We start from the raw sequence: 12,410 nt of genomic DNA, 5'->3' as shown, positions 1-12,410 counted from the left end.
TTCTCTGCAAAGCTCCACATGCTGGACCTGATCCTCGCCGACCGGCACGAATCCTGCCTTGTAGAGGAGAATGTCCGCTGCCTGAAGCACGGGATAGCCCATAAGGCCTATATTTATGTTCCCTTTGTGCTGTTTCGATTTATCCTTGAACTGGGTCATCCTCTCGAGCTCTCCGATAGGTGTGACGCAGTCAAATATCCATGAGAGCTCCGTATGCTCCCGTACGTGAGACTGGACGAATATTTTACATTTCTCCGGAGAGAGGCCGCAAGCGAGGAGTACCACGATGGTCTCTATAGTCCTCTTCCTCATCTGATCGATGGGATATTCTATGGTGATGGCATGGTAATCGACGGCAGAGAATATGCAGTCATATTTTTCCGTGAGGGCGACCCATTGCCTGATCGCTCCCACATAATTCCCGATGTGTATATCTCCCGTGGGTTGTATCCCGCTGAAAATTCTCTGCATTTGTCCTCCACTTCCGATGATGGTGTAAATCTACACTGAATGGGGGAGCTAAATCAATAGGCGGATCAGATTGACGGCGTCATCTGTATCCAATGGGCCTGAGCGATTCTGTATGCGGAATCGTTTCACAGAGTGTGTTCTTTTATATACAATTTGCTTGACAATTTTTTGGCATAATAATATAGTAACCTCAAGCAATTACAGAAGAGGAGAATATGGTTCACTACGATGAGAAGCAGTCTCTAAAAAAAGATAAGTTCCTCAGAGAGCAGGTGTATAAGCGTCTGAAGAGCAACGTATTGGACGGAAATTGGCCACCGAATACACGTCTCGTGGAGGAGAAACTCGCTGCCGATATGGGTACGAGCCGCACTCCCGTGAGGGAAGCTATCCAGAAGCTCGAGAAGGAAGGACTGATCCGTAAACTACCCAAAGGGGGCTTTGCCGTCGGCATGGTTACCTCCGAAGAGGTGGAGGAGGTCTTCGGTATCCGTGGAGTGCTTGAAACCTACGCGGCCTATCTGGCTGCGGCCAGGGCTACGGAGCAGGACATGGCCGCCCTCGAAGAGATCTTCAGGCAGGAAGAGGCATGCATGAAATCAGGAGACGCGGAAGAGATCGTAAGGCTCAACACGCTCTTTCACGATACCCTTTATAAAACCGCCAAGAGCGAAAAACTGCTGGCTGTCATCAATGAGCTGAGGGATTTCATCCACCGGTACAGGGTCATCTGCTTCAGCAATGAAAGGATGGTGGAGACCGCCATAGAGGATCACCGGGTTATGATCGAGGCCATGAAAGCCAATAACCCCCGCGTGGTTCAGAAGGTGGTCCAGAAGTTCTTTATAAGGGCAAAAGGATTTATTAAGAAAAAGATCAGGCAACGACCGAAAAGAAGAGTCGCGAGAACCGCGATAAAGTAGAAGACCCGTAGCAATCCTCGGTCGGGAAGGGCGTGGTGAAATAGTCCTTGTGGCCTCAGGGCCCGCGCTGAAGAGTTACCTCGCCCGCTCTGCCCTCTATATGACCGTATTCCATCCCGCATGCGGGTATTTCGCTCTTTTCCTTCAATTCCCGTGCAATATCGATAAGCCTTTTATAATGAAAACCTTGGGTGAGAGTATTTTGGATGAAGGATTCGAGGACCCCCGTCCATCTCCTTCCCTCGAGCTCCGTGTGGACGGTAAGAATATTGAGGCCCGGTGTGAGAAGAGAGAGGAAATGGCCGGTCAGGGAGGCCTGATCGGTTCCCGCGATGCCCACCATCTCATCGAGTGTGGGAAGGGTCGAAGGGACCTGAAGGGTCCTGGAGCGATATCCTTTGAATATGGGATAAAAGGGGGATGAGCCCCGCGTATCGCTCGAATAGACGATCCCATGGTCGTCAAAATACTCGAGGGCATGGCTGTTTATCATCCATCCCGGAGCCGCGAAGGAGAGGGGAGGAATTCCCGCAAGATCCCGGTAGGCGGTGAAAGCCTGGTCAAGCTCCTTTTCCGTCCTCCTTGTGTCCATCTCTTTTATGCGGTCATGCCAGTAGACGTGGTCGAGCCCATGGATTCCCGTTTCGTGGCCTTCAGCCATGATCCTGCGAAAGAGGGCGCCGTTCTTCTTCCCTATAACCGGTCCCGGCAGGAGAAGACCGTACATGAGGGTCTTAATGCCATAAGTGGAGATTACGCCGACCCGGCCCGCCTTCTTCAGAAAACCTTTGCGCGTAAATACCCGTTTCACGGTCCGACCTGTATGGTCTTTTCCCATGGGAACAAAAAAACTCGCCTTAATCCCATATTTATGAAAGAGATCGAGCAGGACAGGGACACCGTGCTTCATGCCCTCATCCGTATCTACGTCCACCTTGACCCCGATAGTCTTCCCGAGGGATCCGATCTCGACCATATGTCCTCAATTAATGACTATGAATAACCAATTACCATCAGTAACCAGGTCTTTCTTCTCTACTTCAACCTCAACCTTCTCTTCTGCTCCAGTCTCAACCTGCTTTTCTTCCTTCTCCTCAACACCCCGCCTTCAGGTTCGATTCCAGGTAATATTCCAGGGTTTTCCTGAGGGCTGTATCGAGGTCGACCTTCGGCTCCCAGCCGATGATCTCCCGCGCCTTCTTTATGGAGGGGACCCTGCGGTCGATATCCTGGTAGCCTTCTCCGTAGAACTCCTTGGAAAAGACCTCGGTGATCTCTGAGAATTTCGTGAAATGGGCGGTGCTCGGATGGCTCATGAAGAGGGCCTTCAGTTTCTCCGCAAGCTCTTTCACCGTTGCTTCGTTCGCGGGGTTGCCGATGTTGAATATCTGGCCGTCGCACTTGTTGCCGCTGTTTTCTATGATCTTTATGAGGCATTCTATGCCGTCGTCTATATAGGTGAAGCATCTCTTCTGCAAACCGCCGTCCACGAGCCGTATTGGCTCGGCCAGAAGAAGGCTGCTGATAAACTGGGTCACCACGCGGGAGCTGCCCTCCTTCTCCGTGTCTGTGATCAGCTCGTCAAGTTTCGGGCCTATCCAGTTAAAAGGCCGGAAAAGGGTGAATCTCAGGCCTCGCTGAAAACCGTAGGCCCATATCACGCGGTCGAGGAGCTGCTTCGATGAGCTGTAGATCCACCTTTGCTTGTTGATGGGGCCGGTAACGAGCGGGCTTTCATCCTCATCGAATTGCTCTTCCGGGCACATGCCGTACACTTCGGACGTGGAGGGAAAGAGGAGCCGCTTGTCATACTTGACGCAGAGCCTCACGATATTCAGGTTCTGCTCGAAATCGAGCTCGAAGACTTTAAGGGGCTCCCGCACATAGGTGGCGGGAGTGGCGATGGCCACGAGGGGCATTATGACATCGCATTTCTTTACGTTGTATTCAATCCATTCTTTATTTATGGAAATATCGCCCTCGACAAAATGGAACCGCTCGTGTCCGAGGCATGCGTCGAGCTTGTCGTTTCTTATGTCCATTCCGTAAATTTCCCAATCCCGGTCGCTTAAGATCCTTGCGGTCAGGGCATTTCCGATAAATCCGTTCACTCCGAGAATAAGTATTCTCACTGATTGCCTCCTAATATTCTGTTTTTCAAACTATGCCGGACCGCGAAGGTTTCGCCGCCCATCTCGTCTTCTCCATCGAGTTGCACCGTGACAAGCTTAAGGGCGGTACCGCCCGCGTTTACCAGAAGAGGGTTTTCCGACAGGACCTCTCCGCTTTGTGCCCCTGCCGCCACCGGGATTGAAAGCTCCGGCTGCGCCCTCCAGATGTAAAGCTTTTTGCCGTCCATCCACGTAAAAGCGCCTGGATAAGGGTGGGTCACCGCCCTCACAAGGTTATATACGGACCTGCCGTCCTTCTCCCATGAAATGAGCCCGTCTTCCGGTCTTCTCCCCCCGAAATAGGTGGAAGGTCCGAGATCGGCCTGTTTCATGCGGGTAAAAGTCGTGTCCCTGAGCTTCGGAAGTATTTCTTTCACAAGGGGTCCCGCTTCTTTGATCATTTTGAGGAACAAAGTATGGGCCGTATCATCGGGAGAGATAGGAATGGTCTTTTGGGTCACAATATCTCCCGTATCAGGCTTCTCTTCCATGAAGTGGAGGGTGAGGCCCGTCTCCGTCTCACCCTTTATGAGCACCCAATTTACGGGGCACCTGCCCCTGAAACGGGGAAGAAGAGAGCCGTGGAGATTGAATGCGCCCGTAGTCGGGATATCGAGTATTTCTTTCGGTATCATATTGCGGTAATAAAAGGAGAAGATCACATCCGGCTTAAGGCCTCTGATGAGAGAGGCCCACTTCGGGTCTCTCAGCGTCTCCGGGGTGTACACGGGAATAGCGTGCTCTTCGGCGAGGGTCCGGGGGGTCTTGAACCATACCTCTTCCTCCGGATCGTCTTCATGGGTGAAAAGGCAGGATACCTCTGCTCCGAAGTCAAGAACTTCTTTAAGGCAGGAATAGCCGATCTCGTGATATGCGAAGACTACAACCCTCACGACAATTCCTTTTTCACGATAAATCTGGGGCGCCGCCGCACCTCCTGAAAAATTCTCCCGATATATTCTCCGATAACGCCGAGGGCAAAAAGAAGAATACCCATGAAGAAGAAGAGTATGGCGAAGAGGGTGAAGACACCTTCCGATTCCGGGCCGACCACAAACCGCCTGATCACGAGGAATACGGCGAAAGCGAGGCCGAGGATCGCAATGATCATGCCGAGGATGCCGATAAATTGGATAGGCAGCAAGGAGAAGTTGGTCATGAGATCGAAATTGAGTCTCAGAAGCTTGAAGGGGCTATATTTGGAGGTGCCCCTCTTCCTCTCCTCATGGGCCACCTCTATCTCTACTATTTTTTTTGCGAAGGTGGCGGCCAGGGCGGGAATAAAACTGGATGACTCGGGACACATATTTATGTAATCGATGATGTTCCGCTTGTATGCCCTGAGCATGCAGCCGTAGTCCCTGAGCTTCACTCCCACGAGACGGGAGGTAATCTTGTTTACAAAATAGGAAGGAAGGGTCCGGAGGAATGAGTCCTTCCGGTCTTTCCTGTACGTTCCTACTACCTCGTAGCCCTCTTCCATCTTGGCCACGAGCTTGGGTATCTCCTCGGGAGGGTTTTGAAGGTCGGCATCTATGGTGATAATGATTTCTCCGAGGGCGATCTCGAACCCGGCGAAAAGGGCCATATGCTGGCCGTAGTTGCGGTTGAACTCGAGGACCCTTACCCCTTCATATTTTTTGTGAAAATCTTCCAGGATACGCTCCGTATTGTCCGTGCTGCCATCGTCGATATAGATGATCTCGTACGTCCTGCCCGTGCTCTCGAGGGTTTTAAAAAGCCTGGCCTGAAGCTCCTCCAGGGATTCCTGCTCGTTAAGCACCGGAACCAGTACCGAAATATATGGCTTATCTTCCATCTTTCCTCACGTAGAAGGTAAAATATTCTCTCTCGTAACGCGCCTTTCCCACTGCGGCAAATCGGGTTTCAAGGTCCCTGCGGATATACTGATCCTGCCCGTCTTCAATTATGAGCAGTATATCACGTTTGCCGTCTTTTATCTCTTTTAAGCTGAAAAAGGTCTGAATCGGTTTGCCGACGTAATATATAATGCCCGCGGAGCTGAACCCGTAGGTGTAGACATCTGCTTCCTGAATGCGTGTCTTGAGCTTGTCGGTCAGCAGGCGGGGCGATTTGTATGCAGCGTCCATAACAGGCATATAAAGGGCGCCGTAAAAGAGCCCGGCCACGGCAAGGTAGGTAAAAAAGGAGTAGAGGGCCGGCTTATCCGCCTTTTTAATGAGGCTGCCGAGGAACATGGCGCCTGCCGCGGCAAGGAGCCCGATATAGAGATAAATAATGGAGGGGCCGTTTTTAAAAACCCCGATGGTCTCATTCGGCACAATGAAAAAGGCAGCCACGGCCGCGAGGGGAGCAAGAGTCAGCAAAAACGCGAGGACCTTGAGAAGTGACCCCGTCACGGCTCCCGACACCAGGTCCTTCCATTTATCTCTTATATAGAACGCGGTAAGGAGCGCGCATGCCGGGTAGAGGGAGAGAAGATATATGGCCCTTTTGCTCGAGGAGATCTCAAAGAAGAGAAAGGTAACGGCGAACCATATGAAGGGCATCCAATATTTTTTCTTCACCCCGTGGTAAAGGGCGAAAGGCAGAAACAAGGCCCAGGGCATGAAATTGAAGAAGAGTTTATGAAAATAATAGGCGAAAGATTCTATGTGGTCGAAGGCATTCGTATAGCGTGTGATGTTCTGCCTGAAAATGAATTCCTTTATATAGGCTTCTCCGGCGAGAAAGAACCAGATGGAAGCCGCCGCGAGAGAGAGGAGAGAGCCGAAGACGAGAGGAAGGAAAAACCGCTTCATTTCTTTCCTCATGAGCATGAGAACGAACATGACCCCCGCGGGGATCACCAGACCGGCGGGCCCCTTCGTGAGGGTGGCCAGGGCGGCGGGGAGGAAGGCGAGGATAAAAAGTATCCTCCTCCCTTTCGTCATAGCGAGGTAGGCGAGCACTATGGTAAGACCGATAAAAAAGGCGAAGGTCATGTCCATGACCGACTCGCGGGCATTGGAAAGAAACTGGTAGTTTGTGGCAAGAATGGAGGCAGCCAGAAATCCTCCCCAGGGACTCAGCATTACCGAGCCTGCCCAGAAGGTGGCGAGCACGAGACCTGTAGCGGAGAGCGCGGCAGGGACCCGGGAGGAAAATTCGTTCAGGGAACCGCTTATTTTTGAGGCAATGATTATCATCCACGGGTAAAAAGGCGGCTTCTCGAGGTAAGGCTTTCCGTTAAGATAAGGATGGATGTAATCATGGCGCTCCATCATCTCCCTGGCCATTATCGCCTGGCGCGGCTCATCGGGGTCCCAAAGCGCAGTGGCGCCGAGGTTATTGAAGAACAGGATGCCTGAAAGGATGAGGAGCAGCAGTATTTTTGTTTTCATAAATAAAGGATGAGCAATCGATGTGCGCTTGCCGTCACCGCCATAAAAAGGCCGGTAGTTTAAGCAAGTTTTATATTCCAATATCCGACTTTTTTCAATAAACTTTTCCTGAACGTCGATTATTTATATCGAAGTAGCCAAGTATATCAGCCATTTATAAAGTTTTCAACCGACATTTCGGATGGGGGACCATGTCCGGGAAGCCGCGCAATTTAAATGGGAACCCCATAATGGGAACAATCGGGGACAGGGAGATGTCTTCCCCCTCTCCCTTGCGCACGAAGTTATTTGACTTTTATTAATATTTTTTATACCATACTAGTCAGTTAACCTGAGCGAAAAAGGCGTTTTGCGCCCCCATAAATCCTGTACAATACAGATGGCTGAATGGCAGCGACGATTCACATACGCCGAAGCGAAGAGCATAGCAAGGGGAAGCCCTGTATAAACGGGGCGTGGCCGGTCAACACGAGATTCCCGGGTCTGTCCTGGAAAGGCGGGCGTCTAACCGGGAATTCGATTTTTGAGGAGACAAGAGAATGACGAACCGTGGTGAGCCTACCAAAGAAGAGGTATACAAAAATGCGAAGGAACAGCACACTGCCCTCGATAACCGTTTGCAGATGCTTCTCAAGAAGACTTATCTGACGGAAGAAGAGGAAGTGGAGGTAAAGGTCCTGAAAAAGAAGAAACTTTATTTTAAGGACCTCATGGAAAAGGCAGCCGAAGAGTTGAAAAAGGGTGAGGGTTAATTGAAAAAGAGCGGGTCCCACATTTTTGTGGAGGCGCTGAAGGCAGAGGGCATCGACACCATATTTTGTTATCCCGGCGGTGCCACCCTCAACATCACCGATGCGCTCAGTTCTTCGGACATCGTCCAGATGGTGGTACGCCACGAGCAGGCGGCAGTGCATGCGGCGGATGGATATGCACGCGCATCGGGAAAGACCGGAGTCTGTCTCGTTACCTCCGGCCCCGGGGCGACCAATACGGTGACCGGCATTGCCACCGCGTGTATGGATTCGATCCCCATTGTCATCTTTTCATGCCAGGTACCGACCATGCTCATAGGAAACGATGCCTTCCAGGAAGCGGACATCGTAGGCATCACGAGGCCGTGCACGAAACACAGCTACCTCGTGAAAGACGTGAAGGACCTGACCAGGATTGTGAAAGAGGCTTTTTACATTGCCGCGTCGGGAAGACCGGGCCCGGTGCTTGTCGATATACCGAAAGACGTCTCCGCAGCAATGGCTGAGTTCAAATACCCTGACAAGGTGAATATCCGGAGCTATCAACCCACCTATACCGGACATCCGGGCCAGATCAAGAAGGCCATGAAGCTTGTTGCCGCCTCCAAGAAGCCCGTCCTCTATACCGGCGGCGGCATCATCTCGTCAGGTGCGTCCGATGACCTTCGCAAGTTCGCGGAACTCCTCTCCATCCCTGTGACCAATACTCTAATGGGACTTGGGGGCTTTCCCGGAGAACATCCCCTTTTCCTCGGCATGCTCGGCATGCATGGGACCTATGCGGCGAATATGGCAATCACCAATTCGGACCTTATCATTGCCGTGGGCGCCCGGTTTGATGACAGGGCCACGGGAAAGGTGGACGAATTTGCACCCCAGGCGCAGATCATTCATATAGATATTGACCCCACATCGATAAGTAAGAATATCAAGGTCAACGTGCCTATCGTGGGCGACTCGGCGAATGTGCTCAAGAAGATGATTGAGATCGCATCCCACGACAAGGACGATTTCAAGGATTATCCTTCCCGCGTCGCCCCGTGGATCGGCGAAACGGAGGGGTGGAAGAGCAAGTATCCCCTGACTTATTTGAAAGACGGCACCTTAAAGCCCCAGTACGTGATCGAGAGGATTCATGAGATCACCAAAGGACAGGCGATCATCACCACCGAAGTGGGGCAGAACCAGATGTGGACCGCCCAGTTCTATAAATTCCATAAACCGAGAACGTTCCTTACATCCGGCGGGCTCGGGACTATGGGCTTCGGGTTTCCGGCGGCCATCGGCGCCCAGGTGGCCTTTCCCCGCTCCCTGGTAATAGATGTGGCCGGGGACGGCTCCATTCAGATGAACATCCAGGAGCTTGCCACGGCAGTGCAATATAATCTTCCGGTGAAAGTGGTGATACTCAACAACCGTTTTCTGGGAATGGTGCGGCAGTGGCAGGAGCTTTTTTATGAGAAGAGATACACGTGGACGCAGATGCATTACGCCCCCGATTTTGTAAAAGTAGCGGAGGCTTACGGCGCTGCCGGATACAGGATAGAAAAAGAAGAAGATGTGGATCGGACGCTGAAAGAGGCGTTTCGAAACAAACGTCCCACCTTCGTGGATGTCATGGTCAATCCGGAAGAGTCGGTCTATCCCATGGTGCCCGCGGGGGCGCCGCTTCGGGAAATGCTTCTTGTCTAGGAGGTGTGGGTGAGACATATAGTGTCCGTACTGGTGGAGAATGAGTTCGGGGTGCTCTCGAGGGTCTCGGGGCTGTTCAGCGGCCGGGGGTTCAATATAGAGAGCCTTTGCGTGGCTGAAACACTTGATCCCACGATCTCGACCATGACTATTGTAACATCGGGAAATGACGCCATTATCGAGCAGGTGCTCAAGCAGCTTAACAAGCTCATCAACGTGATCAAGGTAATCGATTTTAAAGAAACCGATTATGTCTCCCGTGAGATGGTGCTCGTAAAGGTGAGCGCCGACGAAAAGGTGCGGGAAGAGGTGCTCCGCATGGTGGAGATTTTCCGCGGCCGCATTATCGACGTATCGCCCAAGACATATACGATAATGATAACAGGCGATGAAGCCAAAATAGAGGCTTTTCTCGCCCTCATAAAGCCTCTCGGCATAAAAGAGCTGGTGAGGACCGGCCCCATCGCCATGATGAGGGGAGAGAAGACCGTCAAGATGAGAGAAAAACATTCCAAAGGAGGAGAAGAAGATGGCCAAGATGTATTATGACAAGGATGCGGACTTAAGCGTCTTAAAAGGCGTAAAGGTCGCAATCATAGGATACGGAAGCCAGGGACATGCCCAGGCTCAGAACCTGAGGGATTCGGGAGTCGAGGTGATCGTGGCCGAGCTCGAGGGGACCGCGAATTATAAACTGGCCCAGGACCATGGCTTCAAACCTGTAAGCGCGGCGAAAGCATCAAAGGACGCGGGTTTCATTCAGATACTTGCCCAGGACAACCTCCAGGCAAAGCTCTACAATGAAGAGATAAAACAGAACCTGAAGAAGGGTAAGACCCTCGTATTCTCCCATGGCTTCAATATCCATTACAGCCAGATAGTTCCTCCTGCCGATGTGGACGTCATAATGGTAGCGCCGAAAGGCCCGGGGCACCTCGTAAGGCGCGAGTATGAGAGAGGCGCAGGCGTGCCTTCCCTTATCGCCGTATATCAGGATGCATCGAAAAAGGCGAAGAAGAAGGCATTGGCATACGCGAAAGGCATAGGCGCAACGAGAGCCGGAGTATTGGAGACCACCTTTGCGGAGGAGACGGAAACCGACCTCTTTGGCGAGCAGGCAGTCCTTTGCGGTGGCGCGGCAGAGTTGGTTAAGGCGGGATTCGATACCCTCGTCGAAGCGGGCTATCAGCCTGAGATCGCCTATTTCGAATGCCTCCACGAGCTCAAGCTTATTGTGGACCTCATGTACGAGGGAGGCATCTCCTATATGCGCTATTCCATAAGTGATACCGCCGAGTACGGCGACCTCACGAGGGGCAAGCGCGTCATCAACGAAGATACGAGAGAAGAGATGAGACAGATCCTCGATGAGATCCAGACCGGCGAGTTTGCCCGCGAATGGATCATGGAGAATATGTGCGGAAGACCCGTTTACAATTCCCTCAACAGGATCGAGAACGAGCACCTCATCGAGAAGGTGGGCGCCGGTTTACGAAGCATGATGGGATGGATCAGGAGAAAAGGTTGAGAGGATCGTTAATTGCAAGGGAGGGACTGCGCTTCATAGTCCCTTCCTTTCTTCTTTTTGCACTCTTTGCGATGCTCCGATACCCGACTCTCTCGCTGATATGTTTCCTTTTTCTGGTATTTTTTGTCTTTTTTTTCCGTAATCCGAAGCGTACTGCAATCGATGAGCCCGACGCCCTCCTCTGCCCCGCTGACGGCAGGGTAATGGAGATCAGGGATGTGATCGACAGGGAATTTCTCGACGGAGAGCGGAAGAGGATAGCCATATTCATGTCTCCCCTCGATGTCCATGTGAACAGGGCCCCCTGCGCGGGAAGGGTGGTCACGGTACAGCACCGGGACGGCGGTTTTGCGGCGGCATTCAAGAAGGAGACCGATCAGGTGAACGAGAGGAATTTTATCCTCCTCGACAACAACAAGGAAAGGGTCCTCATCGTCCAGATTGCCGGCTTTCTGGCCCGTCGTATCACGTGCTGGGTCAAGCCGGGTGATGAGATACAGAAGGGGCAGCCCGTGGGGATAATCTCCTTCGGCTCGAGAGTCGACATCTACCTTCCAAAGGGATATGAACCCATGGTAGACTTACAGGAGAGGGTCAGGGCCGGGATTACGGTGGTGGCGAGAAAGAAGCCGGAGGGAGTCCGGACGCTGTCCTGAAAACCGATGGAAGGACCGGATTTACGCAAGGGCCTTCCGTGAAAAGGGGGACGAAAATGAGAAGAAGAAAAGGTAAAGGCATATATATTCTCCCTAACCTGCTTACATCGTGCAGTCTCTTTGCCGGCTTTTATTCGATGATCGCGACGATCGACGGGAAATTCAGCCACGCGGCGATCGCCATATTCATATCTGCAGTTTTCGACATGCTCGATGGCAGGGTCGCGCGAATGACCAATTCAAGCAGCCGCTTCGGTGTCGAATTCGATTCCCTTTCCGATGTGATCGCCTTCGGGGTCGCACCGGGTCTGCTTGCCTATATGTGGGCATTGAAAGGGTACGGAAGGTTCGGCTGGCTCGCGGCATTTCTCTTTGTGGCATGCGGGGCGTTGAGGCTCGCCCGTTTCAACGTCCAGGTAGACAACGCGCAAAAGAAGCATTTTCTCGGCCTTCCCATTCCCGCAGCCGCCTCGGTGATCGCAGGAAGCGTTCTGTTCTACGGGTGGCTCGGTTTTTCGGGAGAGCTGAAAATGGGCGCCATGCCCTTCCTTGTCTATATCCTGGCCTTCCTGATGGTGAGCGATGTCCGTTACTACAGCTTTAAAGACATGGGCTTTTTCAAAGGCAGGCCCTTCCGCTCTACGGTGGTGGCAATCATGCTCCTCGTGATTTTTGCCATCGAGCCCCAGGTGAGCCTTTTTGCGGGGCCCATTCTGTACGCACTTTCAGGGCCGGTCTATACCCTCTTGAGGAGAAAGAAAATCACTCTTGAGAGTGAGTCTCATCACCAGAAAGAAGCGTTATCAGATCGAGATGGTCGTTGATGTTTCCTTCGATGCCGATCTCACAATT

General features: G+C 52.2%; 13 protein-coding genes. 7 read left to right on the top strand and 6 right to left on the bottom strand.

The features are described 5' to 3' along the window. The coding region (trpS, locus tag VGJ94_17730; GenBank protein ID HEY3278461.1) for a tryptophan--tRNA ligase at window positions 1-471 on the bottom strand (471 nt) is incomplete at its 3' end. Window positions 472-686: 215 nt separating this feature from the next. Between trpS and VGJ94_17725 the strand changes: the two genes are divergently transcribed. Next, window positions 687-1,394, top strand: a complete 708-nt coding sequence (locus VGJ94_17725) for a GntR family transcriptional regulator (protein ID HEY3278460.1) — start codon at window positions 687-689, stop codon at window positions 1,392-1,394. Window positions 1,395-1,449: 55 nt separating this feature from the next. Here VGJ94_17725 and VGJ94_17720 read toward each other — a convergent pair whose 3' ends face one another. From VGJ94_17720 to VGJ94_17700, 5 genes are all read right to left on the bottom strand, one after another. Continuing rightward, window positions 1,450-2,370: a polysaccharide deacetylase family protein gene (locus VGJ94_17720; protein ID HEY3278459.1), complete on the bottom strand. Its 921-nt coding sequence runs from the start codon at window positions 2,368-2,370 to the stop codon at window positions 1,450-1,452. Window positions 2,371-2,488: 118 nt separating this feature from the next. Further along, window positions 2,489-3,526, bottom strand: coding sequence for a bifunctional UDP-4-keto-pentose/UDP-xylose synthase (locus VGJ94_17715; protein HEY3278458.1), 1,038 nt, complete (start codon window positions 3,524-3,526; stop codon window positions 2,489-2,491). Then, window positions 3,523-4,458 carry a formyltransferase gene (locus tag VGJ94_17710; protein HEY3278457.1) on the bottom strand — a complete coding sequence of 312 codons (936 nt, stop codon included), beginning with the start codon at window positions 4,456-4,458 and terminating at the stop codon, window positions 3,523-3,525. Before VGJ94_17710 ends, VGJ94_17715 begins: the two co-directional genes overlap by 4 nt. After that, the gene (locus VGJ94_17705; GenBank protein ID HEY3278456.1) at window positions 4,455-5,384 is read right to left on the bottom strand and encodes a glycosyltransferase; all 930 of its coding nucleotides are present in this window, start codon (window positions 5,382-5,384) and stop codon (window positions 4,455-4,457) included. The genes VGJ94_17710 and VGJ94_17705 overlap by 4 nt, the downstream gene beginning before the upstream one ends. Next, complete coding sequence (locus VGJ94_17700) at window positions 5,374-6,930, bottom strand: glycosyltransferase family 39 protein (GenBank protein ID HEY3278455.1); 1,557 nt, start codon at window positions 6,928-6,930, stop codon at window positions 5,374-5,376. The genes VGJ94_17705 and VGJ94_17700 overlap by 11 nt, the downstream gene beginning before the upstream one ends. A 539-nt stretch (window positions 6,931-7,469) precedes the next feature. On the opposite strand from VGJ94_17700, the gene VGJ94_17695 reads away from it, so the two are divergent. The 6 genes from VGJ94_17695 to pssA are packed head-to-tail and all read left to right on the top strand — an operon-like array spanning window position 7,470 to window position 12,382. Next, the gene (locus VGJ94_17695) at window positions 7,470-7,682 is read left to right on the top strand and encodes a hypothetical protein (protein ID HEY3278454.1); all 213 of its coding nucleotides are present in this window, start codon (window positions 7,470-7,472) and stop codon (window positions 7,680-7,682) included. Continuing rightward, window positions 7,683-9,374 carry a biosynthetic-type acetolactate synthase large subunit gene (gene ilvB / locus VGJ94_17690; GenBank protein ID HEY3278453.1) on the top strand — a complete coding sequence of 564 codons (1,692 nt, stop codon included), beginning with the start codon at window positions 7,683-7,685 and terminating at the stop codon, window positions 9,372-9,374. A gap of 9 nt (window positions 9,375-9,383) precedes the next feature. Further along, on the top strand, window positions 9,384-9,923 hold the full coding sequence (gene ilvN, locus VGJ94_17685; GenBank protein ID HEY3278452.1) for an acetolactate synthase small subunit: 540 nt from the start codon (window positions 9,384-9,386) through the stop codon (window positions 9,921-9,923). Beyond that, window positions 9,904-10,902, top strand: coding sequence for a ketol-acid reductoisomerase (ilvC, locus tag VGJ94_17680; protein HEY3278451.1), 999 nt, complete (start codon window positions 9,904-9,906; stop codon window positions 10,900-10,902). Before ilvN ends, ilvC begins: the two co-directional genes overlap by 20 nt. After that, entirely contained in the window at window positions 10,899-11,558 is a 660-nt protein-coding gene (locus VGJ94_17675) for a phosphatidylserine decarboxylase family protein (protein HEY3278450.1), read from the top strand. Before ilvC ends, VGJ94_17675 begins: the two co-directional genes overlap by 4 nt. A 56-nt stretch (window positions 11,559-11,614) precedes the next feature. Next, window positions 11,615-12,382: a CDP-diacylglycerol--serine O-phosphatidyltransferase gene (gene pssA / locus VGJ94_17670; GenBank protein HEY3278449.1), complete on the top strand. Its 768-nt coding sequence runs from the start codon at window positions 11,615-11,617 to the stop codon at window positions 12,380-12,382. Window positions 12,383-12,410 lie beyond the last annotated feature (28 nt).

Source organism: Syntrophorhabdaceae bacterium (assembly GCA_036504895.1).
Taxonomy (GTDB): Bacteria; Desulfobacterota; Syntrophorhabdia; order Syntrophorhabdales; family Syntrophorhabdaceae; genus PNOM01.
The sequence above is the reverse complement of the archived record's forward strand: the minus strand, read 5'-3'. Positions and strand labels throughout refer to the sequence as shown.